Origin of the sequence: Paenibacillus haidiansis (assembly GCF_036553665.1) — a bacterium.
GTDB classification, from domain to species: Bacteria; Bacillota; Bacilli; order Paenibacillales; family Paenibacillaceae; genus Fontibacillus; species Fontibacillus haidiansis.
Genome location: NZ_JAZHPZ010000007.1, coordinates 92,276 through 109,296 on the forward strand (window position 1 = coordinate 92,276; position 17,021 = coordinate 109,296).

The following is a 17,021-nucleotide window of genomic DNA, read 5'->3' on the forward strand; positions in this document are numbered from 1 at the left end:
TAGCTTCCTTGCATTCTAAGCACAACATTCGGAAGATTAAAAAGGGCCGCGCTCCGCGCAGCCCTGTAGCTGAAAACTATTATATCATATTTTTGGCGGGTTCTGAATAATCCGTTGGTTGCACATGCGAACCGTTCTTCGCAGGCTATGCCAGCACCGTGGCCCCCATCAAATATTTATCGACTTCCTTGGCCGCTTCCCGTCCTTCGTTGATGGCCCAGACGACCAGACTTTGCCCGCGGCGCATATCCCCGGCGGCAAACACTTTATCCACGTTCGTATTGAATTTGCCGTAACGGGCTTTCACATTGGAGCGGCGGTCGGTTTCAAGGCCCAGCTCGCCGATAACCCCTTGCTCCGGTCCGTCGAAACCGATGGCGACGAGCGCCATCTGCGCCGGAAAGACGCGCTCCGTTCCGGGAATCGGCTGATAAATTTTCCGGCCGGTCTCGTCGACGATCCGTTGAATTTGCACGGTGTGCAGCTCCTTCAGATTGCCCTCTTCATCGCCGACGAATTTCGTCGTCATGATCGAGAACTCCCGCGGATCGCTGCCGAACAGCGCCTTGGCTTCCTCCTGCGCATAGTCGAGCGTGTATACGTTCGGGAACTGCGGCCAAGGATTGTTGATCGTGTCGCGTTCCAGCGGCGCCATCGCGTGCGTGCCGAATTGGGTAACGCTGCGGCAGCCGTGGCGGAGCGCGGTAGCCACGCAGTCCGAACCGGTATCGCCGCCGCCGATGACGATCACGTCCTTGCCTTCCGCCGACAGGTACTGTCCGTCCTTCAGCCCGGAATCCAGGTAGCTCTTGATCGTTCCGTTCAGGAACGGCATCGCGTAGTGAACGCCTTTCAGGCCGCTGCCTTCAATGTTGAACTCGCGCGGCTTGGTCGCCCCGCCGCAAAGTACGACGGCATCGAATTCGTCGACCAGCTGCTGCGCGGGAATATCCTTGCCGATCTCCGTATTCGTCACGAATTTGATCCCTTCCGCGGCGAGCAGATCGACCCGCCGCTGCACGACGGCCTTGTCGAGCTTCATCGACGGAATCCCGTACATGAGCAGGCCGCCGATCCGGTCGGACCGTTCAAACACGGTCACTTCGTGACCGGCCTTGTTGAGCTGCGCGGCGCAGGCGAGTCCCGCCGGGCCCGAGCCGACGACGGCGACTCTCCGGCCGGTCCGCTGCTCCGGCGGTTCGGGAACGACCCAGCCCTCTTCAAAGCCTTTATCGATGATCGCTTGCTCGATCGTCTTGATCGTGACGGGCTGTCCGATCAGACCGACCGTACAGGATCCTTCGCACGGCGCCGGACAAATCCGCCCGGTAAATTCCGGGAAATTGTTCGTTTTGTGCAAGCGGTCCAGCGCTTCCTTCCAAAGTCCGCGATACACCAGGTTGTTCCATTCCGGAATCAGATTGTGCACCGGGCATCCGGAAGTCCCGCCCACCATATCCAATCCGGTATGACAGTACGGCGTGCCGCAATCCATACAGCGGGCGCCCTGTGTCCGCAATTCTTCGTCCGACATATGCTTGTGAAATTCCTGCCAATCCCGTACGCGCTCGGACGGGCTCCGGTCCGCCGGAAGCTGGCGGTTATATTCCATAAACCCCATTGGTGTAGACATGTATAACTTCCCCCATCCGTTTAAAGCAAAGCTTTCTAATAATATATCTATATTATTAAAAGCCTCACATTTCAGTGTATCTTGATGTTAGCATCCGGGAGATTCGTTATTAATGGATTAATGATATGATAATTTGCACTATTGCGCAGCAAAGCGGCGGCGGTTATAAGTCAAAAAGCGGTAATCATAAGGATTCTTCTCATCACGAATCCCCTGTTTTTCCGTCACCAGTTCAAATTCGGACCAGTCGAAATGCGGGAAGAAAACATCCCCCTCGATATCTTCGTCGATCCGGGTGACGAGCAGACGGTCGGCGAAAGGCAAAAAGTGCCGAAACACTCCCGAGCCTCCGATGACCATCAGCTCTCCCTGCTCCGCATACTTAAGACCTTCCTCCACGGAATGAACGATTTCGGCCCCTTCCGCCGCATAAGCGTGATCGGCCGTCAGGACGACGCTCCGCCGGTTCGGCAGCGGCCGCGAGCCCATCGACTCCCATGTTTTGCGGCCCATCAGCATCGTTTTGCCGGTCGTCTGCTCCTTGAAAAATTTCAAATCGGCCGGCAGCCGCCACGGCAGCTTGTTATCCTTGCCGATGACGCCGCCGCGAGCCATCGCCCAAATCAGCGTGATTCCCATCCATATTCGCCCCTTTTTTCATTCTCCGTAAGACATCGCTTGGTCCATTAGACCGCAATCGGCGCCTTGATGGTCGGATGATACTGGTAGCCTTCAAATTCAAAGTCTTCATAGACGTAATCGAAAATCGTTTCCGGCTTCCGCTTGATGATCAGCTTCGGCAGCGGATAAGGCTCGCGCTGAAGCTGCGTTTTCACCTGCTCCAGATGGTTGGAGTAAATATGCACATCCCCGCCGGACCAAATAAATTCGCCCACTTCAAGCCCGCATTGCTGGGCCACCATATGTGTAAGCAGCGAATAGCTGGCGATGTTGAACGGCAGCCCGAGGAATGTATCCACCGACCGCATCGTCAGCATGCAGGACAGCTTGCCGTTCGCCACATAGAACTGAAACGCGAAATGGCAAGGCGGCAGCTTCATATTATCGATCTCGGCCACATTCCAGGCGTTGACCAGATGCCGGCGGGAATCGGGATTTTTCTTGATCGACTCAATCACCCCCGCGATTTGGTCGATATGGCGGCCGTCCGGCGCCTCCCAGGCCCGCCACTGCGATCCGTAGACCGGCCCGAGTTCACCGTTCTCGTCCGCCCATTCGTCCCAGATGCGGACGCCGTGCTCTTTGAGATAAGCGATATTCGTTTCCCCGCTTAGGAACCAAAGCAGCTCGTGAATCACCGATTTCAAATGAATCCGTTTCGTGGTCACCAGCGGAAAACCCTTGCTAAGATCGTACCGCAACTGTCTTCCGAACACGGAGATCGTCCCCGTGCCCGTACGGTCTTCCTTCGGCGTCCCATTGTCCAGTATATCCTGCAGCAAATCCAAATAGTTGCGCATTTATCTTCACACCCCGAATCATTATTCTGATATCTAGACTATTATAGCAAAATAAGCCCAAGGATTGTACGGCCGATCATTCAAAAAGAACTTTTCTCTCTTCATGATTTCTCCGCAAAAAAAGCTACTCCTTGCCTTCATCAAGGTACGGGATTTCCTGTCCTCTCTTCACCAGTCCGCTGATCCCGTCCTCATAATACGGCATCAAACGGTCTCCCTGCGCCAGTTCCACCCAGGATACCGCGGAGATTTCCTCCGGGATGTTCGTCGCCTCCCTGCCGCCGGTAATCTCCGCCCGAAACGTCAGCAGTACATAATGCTCGCCTCTGTCCGGCACGACCATTTCATTTACCGCGAGCACGCCATAGACTGCGATATCGACGCCCGCTTCTTCTTTCACCTCGCGGATCAGCGCCTCGGTCAGCGTTTCTCCTTCTTCGACCGTACCGCCCGGCAGCGTCCAGGTGTCGAGGTTGTCCCGGTTTTGCACCATCAACACCTTTGTCTTGTCGGAATTGACGATCAGCGCGTAGACGATATCGATTCTTTTCATAGCCAGGCCCATCCTTTACAGTGGATTATTATACTAATCTATAAATTCAGAAAGTAATGATAGAATTCATCGTCCCGGACAAAGCCCAGGCGCTCATACAGCTTTTGCGCTCCTTTGTTTTCGACGCCGGTTTCCAATTGAATGCCTTTCGCCTTCGTTAGCGCGGCATATTCGGTAACAGCAGCCAGCAGCCTTCGTCCGATTCCTTGACCGCGGAGATCCCCCGCTACAAACAGATCGTTCAAAATCCAGACCCTTCGCATGGAGAGCGAAGAAAACACAGGATACATTTGGGCGAATCCGACGACGTTCTCCCGCTCGCTATCTATAGCTAAATAAATGACGGATTCCCGGCGCTCCATCAAATCAAACAAAAATTGCTTCGCCCCGGCCGGATCGCTGGCTTGACCGTAATATACCCGGTATTGATCAAATAAGGAGGAAACCTGACCCAGGTCCGCGAACGAAGCCGGGCGAATATGTACCGATGAATGCATCATTTAACCCCTTTCTTTTCATCATCACCTCTAAATAATTTAAGCTATTCGGCTAAATAAGCAAAGGCAATTTAATAATTTTAACCTATTTCAATCTTTCTGTTTAATAATTTATGAATTTAAATAAAATCACCAAAATATTTAAACGCGAGTTTATAATCTAGATAGAAAACATGTTGCGAACAGCCGGAAAGGAGTAATGCCCTATGGATGCCATTGATCTGAAAATCATCGAGCTGCTGAAGCGAAACGGACGCATGACAAGTTCGGACATCGGCAAGGACATTCATTTGTCCGTCCCTTCCGTGACGGAAAGAATCCGCAAACTGGAGGAGAAAGGCGTTATCGAGAAATTTACCGTAAGGTTAAACCGCGAAGCGGCGGGCCAACGGCTGCTCGCCTTCATCTCCGTCATTTTGGAGCGGCCAGAGCATATCGCAGGGTTTAAGAAACAGGTACTAAGAGAAAGTTCCGTCCTGGAATGCCATCACCTTGCCGGAGATTACGATTACCTGGTGAAAATAGGAGTTCCGGATATGCCCGCCCTGGAGCAATTTATCTCGGATATCAAACAATGGCCGGGCGTCGTGAAAACAAAAACGACGATCGTATTGTCGACGGTCAAAGAGGAATAACCCTGTCGTCGTAAAGGAGAAATTGCCCATGAGCCTTTTCATTTTGTTTCAAAGCATTCTGACCGGCATCGCCGTGGCCGCTCCCGTGGGCCCCATCGGGATGCTCTGCATCCGGACCACGCTCGCCAAGGGCAGGCGCTCCGGCCTTGCGGCCGGCCTGGGAGCCGCGGCGGCGGATGCATGTTATGCGGCCGTGGCGGCTTTCGGAATCACCGCCATCGCTTCCTTCCTGATCCGGTACGACGGATTAATCCGTGTCATCGGAGGAGTCGCCATTTGCTGGCTCGGTTATAACGTGATCCACCGCAAACCTTCATCGCCGCCCCCTGCCCATGAGGCCGAAACCGGTCCGAGGCTTACCACCTTTGCCTCCACATTCCTGCTCACGCTTACCAACCCGATGACGATTCTTTCTTTTGCCTCGCTTGCAGCCGGCATCGGCGGGCCGTCGCTTACGGGATCCTTCGGGAGCGCCGCAATGTTTACCGCCGGCGTTTTGCTGGGTTCGGCCATTTGGTGGTTATTTTTGTCGACCGCCGTCAGCCTGTTCCGCATAGCAATGCTGACCCCGGCCGCCCTGCGGGCGGTCGATATCGTCTCCGGATTGATTTTGCTCGGATTCGGCGTCTGGAGTCTCTATTCAGCCCTAAGTATTCTGATATAGCCTGCATAAACACAATAGAAAAGCCCCGCGCTCTCAAGGCGCGGGGCTTCTCGGTTTTTAGTGGAACAATCCGGCGATCCCGGCGATCAACACGATCACCGCGAATATCATCCGGTAATAGACGAACACTTTCATCGGTTTCTTTTGCAAATAGGCGATAAACCTGCTGATGACGGCGAGCGCGACCACGAAAGAAACGATAAAGCCGACCGCCAGCGAAATCAGTTCGACGGACGTCATCGTAGAAAAGCCGCCGATCTTCAAAATTTTCAGCCCGCTCATGCCCACCATAACCGGAATCGCCAGGAAGAACGAAAACTCCGCCGCAGCTACCGTGTTCAGACCGGCAACCCAGCCGCCGATAATCGTCGAAGCCGACCGCGACATACCCGGGATAATGGCTAACACTTGGAACGAACCGATAATCAGCGCCTGCTTCACCGTGACGCTCAGTTCGTCTCCACTGTTGCCGAGGCCGTTGTTGCGGAATTTCTTCTCGGCATACAGCATCCACAGACCGCCGAAAAAGAGCGTAAACGCCACGACGACGGGCGAGAATAAATGCTCATCCGACCAATCGTTCAGCAGAATCCCGAACACGCCGCCCGGAATGCAGGCGATCGCCAGCATCAGCCAAAAGCGAAAGCCCGAACGCTCAAACCCGACTTTTTGCGGAAAAAAGTTGATCAGCGTGTCCTTGATTTTTTTCCAATACAGTACGATTACGGCCAGAATCGCCCCAAGCTGAATCACATAAGTATACATCTCTACATAAGACGGAGTCGTTCCGCTAAAGCCCAATAAATTTTCAAAAATAACAAGGTGGCCGGTGGAAGAGACCGGCAAAAATTCGGTAATCCCCTCGACAATCCCGAGGATGATCGACTTAATGATTGAAAAAATCGTTTCCATGCCAACAAGCTCTCCTTTTCCCCATCAAACTTCCAAACTTCAATTTTTGCACTTAATAACTTTAACAGTTCCTTGTACATGAAATCAACTAATAAGTATGCGGTTGTCCCGGTTTTATGAAAAGCAAGCCTTTGACATTTTTATCGTTATATCGTAATATTGCGATATTAAGATTTGAGTAAAGGAGGATTTTCGTTGGACAACAATTTCAAGGCTTATGAAGAAGCGGCTGAAATATTAAAGGCGCTCGCCCACCCCGTCAGGTTATGCATTGTCCGGGGACTGATGCAAAAACGGGAATGCAATGTTTCTTATATGCAGGAATGTTTGGACCTGCCGCAATCGACCGTATCCCAGCACCTGCAGAAACTGCGCGGCATGGGCATCGTGGTCGCCGAGCGGAGCGGGCTTGAGGTCAACTATCGCATCGCCAATGAAAAAATCAAACGGCTGATAACCGTGCTTCTGGAGGGAGAAACATCATGAGTAAAAAGGTTATTATTGTCGGCGGCGTAGCCGGAGGCGCGTCCGCGGCGGCAAGGCTCCGGCGTCTGGATGAAGATGCGCAGATCATTATGTTCGAGCGCGATTCGTATATCTCTTTCGCCAACTGCGGCCTCCCCTACTATATCGGGGACCGAATCAAAGACCGGTCGAAGCTGCTGGTACAGACGCCGGAAGCGATGTATAAGCGTTTTAATATCGATATTCGCATCCATAGTGAAGTAACAGGAATCAATCCCGCAACCAAAACGGTGACCGTCCGCAGTCAAGAGCGCGGCGAGTATGAGGAAACTTATGACGCGGTCATTTTGTCGCCCGGAGCCAAACCGATCCGTCCGAACCTGCCGGGCATCGACAATCCGAAAATTCTCAGCTTGCGGAACATCGCGGACACGGACCGGATCAAGCAGCGGGTGACTGAAGACCGCATTTCGTCGGCCATCGTGATCGGCGGCGGGTTCATCGGCGTGGAGATGGCGGAAAATTTGCGCGAGCTTGGCCTTGCCGTTACCTTGATCGAAGGCGGTCCGCAAATTCTCGCTCCTTTCGATCCCGAAATGGCCGGTGTGCTGGCGAAGGAGCTCGAGGATCGCGGCGTAAACCTGCTTGTATCGCAAAGTGTACAAGGGTTCGCCGACCAAAGCGATTTGATCGGGGTGCAAACTTCCGCCGGAGTGACCCTTTCTGCGGAAATGGTGATTCTAGCCATTGGCGTGGCGCCCGATACGGCGTTTCTGCGCGGCAGCGGCATCGAGCTTACGCCCAAAGGGCATATCGTGGTCAACGATCGGCTGGAAACGAGCCAAAGCGGGATATATGCCGCAGGCGATGCCATCGAAATCCGGGATTACGTCAACGGTAATAAGGTGGCTGTACCGCTGGCCGGACCCGCGAACAAGCAAGGCCGGATTGCGGCGGACAATGTGTGCGGCCTCGGAACGACCTACAAGGGCGCCCTGGGAACGTCGATCATCAAGGTGTTCGGTATGACCGGAGCGGCCACGGGGAACAACGAAAAAACGCTGCAGCGTCTCGGCAAGCCGTATCATGTCACGTACGTTCACCCTAATTCTCATGCCTCATATTATCCCGGCGCCACGCCTTTGACCATCAAACTGCTGTTTGATGAAGAAGGTACGGTACTCGGCGCCCAGGCTGTGGGCTTTGACGGCGTGGACAAACGCATCGACGATATCGCAACGACGATCCGGTTCCGCGGTACGGTAACCGATCTCACCGAGCTGGAGCTGGCCTATGCCCCTCCCTACTCCTCGGCGAAAGATCCCGTGAATATGGCCGGGTATACGGCGGAGAACGTGCTGACCGGACGGACCGCCGTGTTTGTTCCGAAAGACCTGGAGGCGCGTGACGCGCAAACGACCGTCCTCGTCGACGTCCGGTCGGAAATCGAGCATGTGAACGGCCATATCCCGGACTCCTTGAACATCCCGGTTGATGAGCTGCGCTCACGGCTGTCCGAACTGGACCCCGCCAAGGAGATTTGGGTCTACTGTCAGGTCGGGCTGCGCGGATACACGGCCACAAGAATATTGCAGCAAAAAGGAATCCGCGTCCGCAATCTGACGGGCGGGTACAAAACGTACCAAATGGCGAAGTACCGGCCCGGTCAAAGGCAAGTACAAGGCGGTAGTGACGGCGCGGTATCCACGGCGGCGACAGCCTTGAACAACATTGCCGCCCGGGAAACCGCCGCGACCTCCGCCTCCCCGATGCCTGAGCCCGCAGAGCTGCGGGCAGATAGCGAGTTGGATGCCTGCGGCCTCTGCTGCCCCGGCCCGCTGATTCAGGTCAAGCAGGCCATGGACGGGCTTGGGAAGGGGCAAATTTTGCGCGTGACCGCCTCGGACCCGGGCTTTTATGAAGATGTGCAAGCCTGGGCGACAATGTCGAAAAATTCGATGCTAAAGGTCGGCAAACGGGATGACGGAATCATCGAGGCATATCTAAGTAAAGGTGCGGGAACGCAATCCTCCTCCCCTTCCCGCCCCACAGTTCAGGCAGAAACTCCCGAAGGCACCTCCATGGTCGTCTTCAGCGGGGATCTGGATAAAGCGATCGCTTCGTTCATCATAGCGAACGGCGCGGCGGCCAGCGGCAAAAAGGTCACGATGTTCTTTACCTTCTGGGGGCTGAACGTCATCCGTAAACCCGAGAAAGTGGATGTGCCGAAGAGCTTCATCGGCAAAATGTTCGGCGCCATGATGCCGCGCGGCAGCCGCAAGCTGTCCCTGTCCAAAATGAACATGATGGGAATGGGCGCGAAAATGATCCGCGGCGTCATGAAGCAAGGCAACATCGCTTCGCTGGAGGAATTGATGCAAAGCGCCCTGGCGCAAGGCGTCGAGCTCGTCGCCTGCCAAATGTCGATGGATGTGATGGGCATCAAGCGGGAAGAGCTGATCGACGGCGTCAAAATCGGCGGGGTTGGCTACTACCTCGGCAAAGCGGACCAATCCGGCATTAATCTGTTTATTTAACTTACCTGAAACAAAAAAGCAAGCTCACTCCAGCGATGATCATCGCCGATGAGCTTGCTTTTTTATTCCGCCGGAAATCTGTCCCCTTTGGTATTGGGCTGCGAAATCACCAGAAATTCCAGGTCGTTCGCGGATTTGTTAAATACCTGATGCGGAATATCCGCCGGTACGTCAATCCCTTCCTGTTCCCGCAGTATATGTTCCGTTCCGTCGATTTCGATATTCATCGTACCGGACAGTACGAAGAAGAACTGCCTGGACCGCCTGTGAACATGTCTGCTTTCTTGCATACCGGCCGGCATCCGTTCATGAATAATGCTGCGTTCCGCTTCATCCACCAGCCGCCAGCCGTCGCAGCTTCCGCCCCAAATATAATGCCCCGCGTTCTTTTTGCTTATCTTATTGATCATGTAAATTTTCCCTTCCAGTGAAAATTGACGAATTTTGTCGAAACATATCTTATTTTGTCATTATCTATGGACGATATAAATAAGAGGGTAGTATCCGACATCGGGGGTAAGTCATGATTCAAACCATTTTTTTAAATGTATCCATGATCTTTTTGACCATGTTTTTGTTCTATCAATTATACTTCAAGTATTGCGAACATTGGAAATCCAATATCGCCAAGCAATTAGTCCTCGGGATCGGATTCGGTCTTGTTCAATATATTTATTACCAATTTCCGATCAACTTGCCCGGTACGCACACCTCCATATTCATGGGCGGAACCACATTCATTACAGCCGCGGTGTTCGGGGGAGGCATTGCCGCCTTTACGGCCTCCTCATTTCAGAGTGTGATTCAATGGCTTATGGATGAAGTGCCGGATCTGCCAAACCGGTTTGGCCGGCCGCACGGCAGAAGTAATGGAGGCGATTTCGCTCCCCCGCCGGATCCCGGCTCCATCGGATTTGGCCCCACCTCTCTTGAAGGAAGCCCGTTGTTCAATTTTCATATGCTGGGTCTAATGGGTTTTACGGTCCTTGTCGTGATCGCCTTTTGGTTGCTGCCGTGGAAGAAATGGAAAATCTGGCTGCTTCTCAATGTGCTCTATCAAATATATCTGTTCATGATGCAAAACGGCGATTTGTCCTCGACATTCGTCCGCACCGCGATCGAGTTGACGGGCGCATCTTTAATCGGCTTTTTTATCATGTATATGTACAACGCAAATGACTCCATGAAAAGACTGAAACAGAACGCACTTACGGATAGCCTGACAGGGCTTTATAATGTCAGATATTTTGATTATATTTTCCCCAAGATGATATCCGATACCGAACGCCGAAAGAGCGGGCTCGCGCTCATAATCGTGGATTTGGATCATTTTAAGAGCATCAATGATACCTATGGACATCCTTCGGGAGACCGCGTACTTACCGAGCTTGCCGGGCTGCTAAAAGGCCATTTTAAAAGCTTTAAAGCAGTCGTATCCCGCAACGGGGGAGAAGAATTCACCATATTGATTCCGCATAAAAACAGACAATCCGTGATCGAGGAGGCAGAGCGGCTAAGGGAAAAAATCGAGGCCCACCCCTTTACAACCGCCGAAAATTCAGAGCCGCTCATGCTGACGATATCCGCCGGACTGGCCTTCTATTCCCCCAAATGCCAGAGCCGGAAAACGATGTATGAATCGGCTGATCAGGCGTTATATAAAGCCAAAGAAGCGGGCAGAAACAAAATTCGAATAGCGTAAATAACATCAGTCACGACATGCACCGGATCATATGAAAAGGACAACCGAGCGGTTGTCCTTTTCATTCACTAGTTATCGTTTTCCGCAAATTTGCTTCCGTCAAAACGGTATACTTTCAACATTGTTTCCGGCCCGGCCAAGGGGGTCTCATCATCGTCAGCCAGCTTGGTGATCGTCTCCCAACTGTACAGGGTATTTTCTATGACTTGATACCCGCCGGCCAATAAAGAATGCTCTCCCGGAAGCATGGCGTTCCTCATCTTCAACGTCCCCTGCCAGGCCTCCTTCATTTCCCCGTTCTCCAAGTACCACAAATGGGCGTAATATACGTCAATTCCGGTGCCGCCCGTGCGCTCCACCGTCTCGAACACCTTTTTAAGTTCTACGTCCTTCTCCATCCCGGGATCCAGCTCTTCGACCTTCCAATCCCTCTCAGCCACCAATGTGAAAGCTCCGTTAGAGGTCTGATCGAAAATAAAAAAACGGCCCAAATGCACCCCGCCGTCGATTCCGGCAATCACTTCGAGCTCCGCGTCCTCATCAAGCTGGACTTCAACATACGATAACGCTTCGAGGTAAAGCTCTTTCACTTCCTCCAGTCCTTGCCGGGTGATCCAATCGGCTACCTGTTCGTAAATGAGTGTCTCCGTATCCAGGGTTGTCTTATCAGAGTTATTGGGTTCGGCTTGTACCGACCCGTGCAACAAAGTCCCTGCGACCAACAATAGAATGATTCCTAACGCCTTCCATCCGGATTGTTTGCCCATTCCCCGCGTCCTTCCCCTCGATCCGTAGTGTCGTTAGCACTATTGTACCAGCCTCATGGCCCGGGGAGATGATTTTTTTGTCATTTTATAAAAAAAAGGCAAGGCCGATAAAGTGGCCTTGCCCTGTCAATGCTTAGGAGAATTTCCGTACCGGCATGACCGGTACGGAAGTGAGAAATCAAGAATTAACGGGAGATGACGTGAATCGGATGGCCTTCCACGAGTTCAGCCGTTTCCATCACGATTTCGCCCAGCGTCGGGTGAGCGTGGATCGTCAGCGAGATGTCTTCCAGTGTTGCGCCCATTTCGATCGCGAGGCCGAGCTCGGCGATCAGGTTGGACGCTTCGATGCCGACGATTTGCGCGCCAAGCACGACATTGTTGTCGGCATTAGCCACGATCTTGATGAAGCCGTCAGGCTGGTTCAGCGAAGTCGCGCGGCCGTTGCCCGCGAACGGGAACTTGCCGGCTTTGACGTTGAAGCCTTTTTCCTTCGCTTCTTTTTCCGTGTAGCCTACGCTCGAGCATTCCGGATCGGTGAAGACAACGGCCGGGATCGCTTTGTAGTCCACTACGGAAGGAAGTCCGGAGATAACCTCTGCGGCCACTTTGCCTTCGTAAGAAGCTTTGTGGGCCAGCGCAGGGCCCGCTACGATATCGCCGATGGCGAAGATGTTCGGGTTGCTGGTACGGCCTTGGTGGTCGACTTTAACGAGACCGCGGTCGGTCAGTTCAACGCCGGCCAGATCCAGGCCGAGGTCGCCGTCGGTGTTCGGGCGACGGCCTACCGTTACGAGCAGGTAATCGGCCGTAACTTCCTTGCTTTCGCCATTTACGGAATATTTCACCGTAACGCTCTTGTCGGTTTGCTCTGCGCTTTCCGCTTTGGCGTTGGTTACGATTTCGATGCCGGTTTTTTCCATGCTCTTCGCCACAAGACGGGTCATGTCTTTGTCAAAGCCAGGAAGCACGGTGTCCATGCCTTCGATAATTGTTACTTTCGTACCGAATTTCGAGAACATTTGACCCAGCTCGGCGCCGATGTAGCCGCCGCCGATAACGATCAGGCTGCTTGGAATTTCTTGCAGCTCCAGCGCTTCCGTCGAGGACAGGATGCGTCCGCCGAACGGGAACGGCTTCAGCTCGATCGGACGGGAGCCGGTGGCCAGAATGCAATGTTTGAAGCGGTAGCGCGGCGATTCATGTTCGTTGAAGGCGCGGGCTTCGTTTTCGTTGATGAACATTACTTCACCGCTGAACACTTCCACTTTGTTACCTTTGAGCAGGCCGGTAACGCCTTGGGTCATTTTTTTCACGACACCGCTTTTGAATTCTTGGGTTTTCGTGAAATCGACCTTCACGTTTTCAGCGGTTACGCCGAAAGCATCGGCATGCTGTGCGTTCTCGTAAGCATGTGCCGCCGAGATCAGGGCTTTCGAAGGAATACAGCCGCGGTTCAAGCACACGCCGCCGAGTTCCGATTTGTCCACGATGACTACTTTTTGGCCCAGTTGGGCGGCACGAATGGCCGCCACATATCCGCCGGGACCGGCACCTACAACCAATGTATCAATATCCAGAGAAGCGTCTCCTACTACCATGTTGTATTACACCTCCATAACGAGCAGCTCAGGATTGCCGAGCAGCTGTTTGATATAGTTCATGAAGTTTTGAGCCGTCGCGCCGTCGATGAGACGGTGGTCGAAGCTGAGCGACAGGGCCATGACCGGAGCGACAACGACTTCGCCGTTTTTCACAACCGGTTTTTGGCTAATGCGGCCTGTTCCCAGGATCGCAACTTCAGGGTAGTTAATGATCGGCGTAAAGAACATGCCGCCGGCGGAGCCGATGTTCGAGATCGAAATCGTGCTGCCTTTCATTTCGGCCGCAGACAGCTTGCCTTCGCGTCCGCGGACAGCCAGATCGTTGATCGTTTCGGCGATCATCCAGATGCTCTTGCGGTCGGCGTCCTTGACGACAGGAACGATCAAGCCGTTGTCCGTATCGGTGGCAATCCCGATATCATAATGCTTCTTGTATACAATTTCGTTGTTTTCCTCGTCGATCGATGCGTTAAGCGCCGGGAATTGACGGGAAGCGGCCACGAGCGCTTTAACGATGAACGGCAAGTAAGTGACTTTGATGCCTTTCTTCTCGGCGATTGGTTTCATCCGCGTACGGAAGTCCACCAGATCGGTAACGTCGACTTCGTCCATGATCGTTACATGAGGAGCGGTGTAAGCCGATTTCACCATCGCATTGGAAATCGCTTTGCGGATTCCCTTGAACGGTACGCGTTCTTCTTCCGCGTGCACGCTTGCTGCGGAAGCCGCTGCCGCCGGAGCTGCCGCTGCGGCCTTCTCGCCTGCCGCCGCCGCCGGAGCCGCTGCCGCGCCGCCGTTCTTGAATGCTTCGACGTCCTCGCGGGTGATTTTGCCGGCTTTGCCTGTTCCGTTCACTTGGGCAATATCGATGCCTTGCTCGCGGGCGAATTTACGCACGCTTGGCGTAGCCAGTACTTCACGGTTCGGAGCTGCCGGAGCCGCCGCGCCGCCTTCTTTGGCATCGGCCGGGCTCGCAGCCGCTGGGGAATCCTTCGTTTCGGCTCCGCCTTGAGCTGCGTCCGCTTCTTGCGCATGAGCCGCTTCAGGCGCGGATTCTTGCTCCGGAATGTCGCCTTCCGCGTCGATGACGGCCACCACTTGGCCTACGCGGAACACGGCGCCGTCGGTACCGAACACTTCAAGCACCGTACCGTTTACCGGACATGGCACCTCAACGACCGCCTTGTCGTTTTGTACCTCCATTACGATATCTTCGTCTGTAACTTTGTCGCCGGCTTTGATATGCATTTTGATAATTTCGCCTTCATGCAAACCTTCGCCCAGCTCTGGGAAGCGATATTCAAATTTTGCCACCTGGAAGACCTCCTGTTTTCAATATGGATTAACGTTAAGATTAAAATTCGAGAACTTTGTTTACGCCCTCAATGATGCGGGCCGGCGTAGGAAGCCATTGATCCTCGATTTGCGCGAACGGATAAACGGTATCCGGAGGCGTGATGCGAAGCACCGGAGCTTCCAAATGCAGGATTGCTTTTTCATTGATTTGAGCGATGATTTCAGCAGCCATGCCCGCGGATTTTTGCGCTTCCTGCACAACAATCGCACGGTTGGTCTTCTTGACCGAAGCAAGGATCGTGTCGATATCCAGCGGTACCAGGGTGCGCAGATCGATGACTTCGGCTTTGACGCCTTTCTTCTCAAGCTCATCAGCCGCTTTCACCGCAGTGTGGACCATCATGCCGTAAGCGATGATCGTCACGTCTGAACCTTCGCGGACGACATTGGCTTTGCCGAGTTCTACCGTATATTCGCCTTCCGGCACTTCCGCACGGAACGCATGGTACAAGTTAAGATGCTCCATAAAGAACACCGGGTCGTTGTCGCGGATCGCGGAGATCAACAGGCCCTTGGCGTCGTACGGATTCGAAGGGATTACCAGTTTAATACCCGGAGTTTGCGCAATCAAACCTTCCAGGGCGTCGGTATGCAGCTCGGCTGCCTTTACGCCGCCGCCGTAAGGAGTACGGAACACGATCGGCGCATGATAGCGGCCGCCGGAACGGTAACGCATCCGTGCGGCTTGCACGAGAATTTGATCGAGCGCTTCAAAGATAAAACCGACAAACTGGATTTCGGCGATCGGACGGAATCCTTGAATCCCCAAACCTACCGCCATACCGCCGATAGCGGACTCGGCCAGCGGCGTATCGAACACGCGCTCCTCGCCGAATTCTTTCTGCAAACCTTCCGTCACGCGGAATACACCGCCGACATGACCTACGTCTTCCCCGAAAATCAAAACGTTCGGATCCCGATTCAACTCAACGCGCATCGCATCGCGAATTGCTTCTTTCATATTCATTTGTGCCATTGCTTCATATCCTCCTCTTTAGAACGTCTCAAGGCTTATTTAAAATCGGCTTTTTGTTCTTCCAAATGTTTAGGCGTTTGTTCAAACATGCTGTCAATCAGGCCGGGAATCGTCATTTTCTCGGTTTGTTCAGCCTTCTTGATTTGCTCGTTCACTTTCGCTTTGGCTTCTTCCTTGACGCGTGCGGTATCTTCGTCGCTCCAAAGCCCTTTCTTCTCGAGATATTTCGCAAGACGGGCAATCGGATCCTTTTCGCTCCATTGTCCTTCTTCTTCCTTGGTCCGGTATTTGCTCGTATCGTCGGACAAGGAATGCGGACGGAACCGGTAAGTTACCGCTTCGATCAAAGTAGCGCCTTCGCCGTTGCGTGCGCGTTCCGCGGCTTCTTGCACCGCGCTGATGACCGCGAACACGTCCATGCCGTCGATCTTCACGCCGCGGATACCGGCAGCGACCGATTTGTGCGCGATGGACAGCGCAGCCGTTTGCTTCGCGAACGGAGTCGTGATGGCATAGCCGTTATTTTGCACGAAGAAGATGACCGGAAGTTTAAAAGCTCCGGCATAGTTCAGCGCTTCGTAGAAATCGCCTTCGGAGGAACCGCCGTCCCCGGTGTAAGTAATGGCCACTTGTTTTTGTTTCTTCAATTTAAAGCCCATCGCAATTCCCATGGCATGGAGAACTTGCGCGCCGATAATGATTTGCGGCATAAGTACGTTGACGCCTTCAGGAATTTCGCCGCCGTGTTGATGACCGCGGGAATACAGGAAAGCTTGATAAAGCGGAAGGCCGTGCCATACGAGCTGCGGCATATCGCGGTAACCCGGGCAAACGAAATCGTTCTTGTCCAGCGCGAACTCACTGCCGACCATTGTTGCTTCCTGCCCGGAGACCGGAGCATAGAATCCAAGGCGGCCTTGGCGGCCCAGGTTAATGGCGCGTTCATCCCAAGTACGGGTAAATACCATACGGTACATTAATTCTTTCAATTGATCATCAGTCAGGTTCGGGACTTTATCTTTGTTTACAATTTCACCGTCCGGCGAAAGTACGGACAGAGCCTCGACTTCCTCCGTATATACTTCATAAGGAACTTTGCTCATTTTCTTCACCTCGACAAAAAATTTGATTATCATGTTCCGCTGTTATAGAATTATTATACATCTGTTTCAGTCATTAAGTCAAAGGAATTGCGCTGATTTGACCAAATTTTTTATCACATGTTTGTATAACAGTCGA

General features: G+C 53.2%; 17 protein-coding genes. 5 read left to right on the forward strand and 12 right to left on the reverse strand.

The window, feature by feature from the left end:
• Positions 1-145 precede the first annotated feature (145 nt).
• The 5 genes from V3851_RS15470 to V3851_RS15490 form a co-directional block, all read right to left on the reverse strand.
• Positions 146-1,633 carry a glutamate synthase subunit beta gene (locus V3851_RS15470; protein WP_331847456.1) on the reverse strand — a complete coding sequence of 496 codons (1,488 nt, stop codon included), beginning with the start codon at positions 1,631-1,633 and terminating at the stop codon, positions 146-148.
• 138 nt (positions 1,634-1,771) lie between these two features.
• Positions 1,772-2,272 carry a dihydrofolate reductase gene (locus V3851_RS15475; RefSeq protein WP_331847457.1) on the reverse strand — a complete coding sequence of 167 codons (501 nt, stop codon included), beginning with the start codon at positions 2,270-2,272 and terminating at the stop codon, positions 1,772-1,774.
• A gap of 47 nt (positions 2,273-2,319) precedes the next feature.
• Positions 2,320-3,114 carry a thymidylate synthase gene (gene thyA / locus V3851_RS15480; RefSeq protein ID WP_331847458.1) on the reverse strand — a complete coding sequence of 265 codons (795 nt, stop codon included), beginning with the start codon at positions 3,112-3,114 and terminating at the stop codon, positions 2,320-2,322.
• A 124-nt stretch (positions 3,115-3,238) separates the two neighbouring features.
• A complete protein-coding gene (locus V3851_RS15485) occupies positions 3,239-3,667 on the reverse strand; it encodes an NUDIX hydrolase (protein ID WP_331847459.1) in 429 nt (142 codons plus the stop codon).
• A gap of 38 nt (positions 3,668-3,705) precedes the next feature.
• The gene (locus V3851_RS15490) at positions 3,706-4,167 is read right to left on the reverse strand and encodes a GNAT family N-acetyltransferase (protein WP_331847460.1); all 462 of its coding nucleotides are present in this window, start codon (positions 4,165-4,167) and stop codon (positions 3,706-3,708) included.
• A gap of 203 nt (positions 4,168-4,370) precedes the next feature.
• Between V3851_RS15490 and V3851_RS15495 the strand changes: the two genes are divergently transcribed.
• A complete protein-coding gene (locus V3851_RS15495; protein ID WP_331847461.1) occupies positions 4,371-4,799 on the forward strand; it encodes an Lrp/AsnC family transcriptional regulator in 429 nt (142 codons plus the stop codon).
• A gap of 28 nt (positions 4,800-4,827) precedes the next feature.
• The gene (locus V3851_RS15500) at positions 4,828-5,463 is read left to right on the forward strand and encodes a LysE family translocator (RefSeq protein WP_331847462.1); all 636 of its coding nucleotides are present in this window, start codon (positions 4,828-4,830) and stop codon (positions 5,461-5,463) included.
• 57 nt (positions 5,464-5,520) lie between these two features.
• Here V3851_RS15500 and V3851_RS15505 read toward each other — a convergent pair whose 3' ends face one another.
• Complete coding sequence (locus tag V3851_RS15505; protein ID WP_331847463.1) at positions 5,521-6,375, reverse strand: undecaprenyl-diphosphate phosphatase; 855 nt, start codon at positions 6,373-6,375, stop codon at positions 5,521-5,523.
• Between the two features lie 195 nt (positions 6,376-6,570).
• On the opposite strand from V3851_RS15505, the gene V3851_RS15510 reads away from it, so the two are divergent.
• Together V3851_RS15510 and V3851_RS15515 are read left to right on the forward strand one after the other, a co-directional pair.
• Positions 6,571-6,861 carry an ArsR/SmtB family transcription factor gene (locus V3851_RS15510; RefSeq protein WP_331847464.1) on the forward strand — a complete coding sequence of 97 codons (291 nt, stop codon included), beginning with the start codon at positions 6,571-6,573 and terminating at the stop codon, positions 6,859-6,861.
• Complete coding sequence (locus V3851_RS15515) at positions 6,858-9,377, forward strand: DsrE/DsrF/DrsH-like family protein (protein ID WP_331847465.1); 2,520 nt, start codon at positions 6,858-6,860, stop codon at positions 9,375-9,377. The genes V3851_RS15510 and V3851_RS15515 overlap by 4 nt, the downstream gene beginning before the upstream one ends.
• Before the next feature lie 62 nt (positions 9,378-9,439).
• Here the strand turns inward: V3851_RS15515 and V3851_RS15520 are convergent, their stop codons facing one another.
• Entirely contained in the window at positions 9,440-9,787 is a 348-nt protein-coding gene (locus V3851_RS15520; protein ID WP_331847466.1) for a cupin domain-containing protein, read from the reverse strand.
• Between the two features lie 113 nt (positions 9,788-9,900).
• Here V3851_RS15520 and V3851_RS15525 point away from each other — a divergent pair, with 113 nt between their 5' ends.
• Positions 9,901-11,079, forward strand: a complete 1,179-nt coding sequence (locus V3851_RS15525; protein ID WP_331847467.1) for a GGDEF domain-containing protein — start codon at positions 9,901-9,903, stop codon at positions 11,077-11,079.
• 68 nt (positions 11,080-11,147) lie between these two features.
• Here V3851_RS15525 and V3851_RS15530 read toward each other — a convergent pair whose 3' ends face one another.
• From V3851_RS15530 to pdhA, 5 genes are all read right to left on the reverse strand, one after another.
• The gene (locus tag V3851_RS15530) at positions 11,148-11,846 is read right to left on the reverse strand and encodes a hypothetical protein (protein WP_331847468.1); all 699 of its coding nucleotides are present in this window, start codon (positions 11,844-11,846) and stop codon (positions 11,148-11,150) included.
• A 185-nt stretch (positions 11,847-12,031) separates the two neighbouring features.
• Positions 12,032-13,447 carry a dihydrolipoyl dehydrogenase gene (gene lpdA / locus V3851_RS15535; RefSeq protein WP_331847469.1) on the reverse strand — a complete coding sequence of 472 codons (1,416 nt, stop codon included), beginning with the start codon at positions 13,445-13,447 and terminating at the stop codon, positions 12,032-12,034.
• A gap of 6 nt (positions 13,448-13,453) precedes the next feature.
• Positions 13,454-14,764, reverse strand: coding sequence for a dihydrolipoamide acetyltransferase family protein (locus V3851_RS15540; RefSeq protein ID WP_331847470.1), 1,311 nt, complete (start codon positions 14,762-14,764; stop codon positions 13,454-13,456).
• 40 nt (positions 14,765-14,804) lie between these two features.
• On the reverse strand, positions 14,805-15,782 hold the full coding sequence (locus V3851_RS15545) for an alpha-ketoacid dehydrogenase subunit beta (protein ID WP_331847471.1): 978 nt from the start codon (positions 15,780-15,782) through the stop codon (positions 14,805-14,807).
• A gap of 35 nt (positions 15,783-15,817) precedes the next feature.
• On the reverse strand, positions 15,818-16,885 hold the full coding sequence (pdhA, locus tag V3851_RS15550) for a pyruvate dehydrogenase (acetyl-transferring) E1 component subunit alpha (RefSeq protein ID WP_331847472.1): 1,068 nt from the start codon (positions 16,883-16,885) through the stop codon (positions 15,818-15,820).
• Positions 16,886-17,021 lie beyond the last annotated feature (136 nt).

Bases quoted from the DNA above. Each gene is read 5' to 3' on its own strand.
- V3851_RS15470 (WP_331847456.1), bottom strand. From the start codon at position 1,633: ATGTCTACACCAATGGGGTTTATGGAATATAACCGCCAGCTTCCGGCG.
- V3851_RS15475 (WP_331847457.1), bottom strand. From the start codon at position 2,272: ATGGGAATCACGCTGATTTGGGCGATGGCTCGCGGCGGCGTCATCGGC.
- thyA (WP_331847458.1), bottom strand. From the start codon at position 3,114: ATGCGCAACTATTTGGATTTGCTGCAGGATATACTGGACAATGGGACG.
- V3851_RS15485 (WP_331847459.1), bottom strand. From the start codon at position 3,667: ATGAAAAGAATCGATATCGTCTACGCGCTGATCGTCAATTCCGACAAG.
- V3851_RS15490 (WP_331847460.1), bottom strand. From the start codon at position 4,167: ATGATGCATTCATCGGTACATATTCGCCCGGCTTCGTTCGCGGACCTG.
- V3851_RS15495 (WP_331847461.1), top strand. From the start codon at position 4,371: ATGGATGCCATTGATCTGAAAATCATCGAGCTGCTGAAGCGAAACGGA.
- V3851_RS15500 (WP_331847462.1), top strand. From the start codon at position 4,828: ATGAGCCTTTTCATTTTGTTTCAAAGCATTCTGACCGGCATCGCCGTG.
- V3851_RS15505 (WP_331847463.1), bottom strand. From the start codon at position 6,375: ATGGAAACGATTTTTTCAATCATTAAGTCGATCATCCTCGGGATTGTC.
- V3851_RS15515 (WP_331847465.1), top strand. From the start codon at position 6,858: ATGAGTAAAAAGGTTATTATTGTCGGCGGCGTAGCCGGAGGCGCGTCC.
- V3851_RS15520 (WP_331847466.1), bottom strand. From the start codon at position 9,787: ATGATCAATAAGATAAGCAAAAAGAACGCGGGGCATTATATTTGGGGC.
- V3851_RS15525 (WP_331847467.1), top strand. From the start codon at position 9,901: ATGATTCAAACCATTTTTTTAAATGTATCCATGATCTTTTTGACCATG.
- V3851_RS15530 (WP_331847468.1), bottom strand. From the start codon at position 11,846: ATGGGCAAACAATCCGGATGGAAGGCGTTAGGAATCATTCTATTGTTG.
- lpdA (WP_331847469.1), bottom strand. From the start codon at position 13,447: ATGGTAGTAGGAGACGCTTCTCTGGATATTGATACATTGGTTGTAGGT.
- V3851_RS15545 (WP_331847471.1), bottom strand. From the start codon at position 15,782: ATGGCACAAATGAATATGAAAGAAGCAATTCGCGATGCGATGCGCGTT.
- pdhA (WP_331847472.1), bottom strand. From the start codon at position 16,885: ATGAGCAAAGTTCCTTATGAAGTATATACGGAGGAAGTCGAGGCTCTG.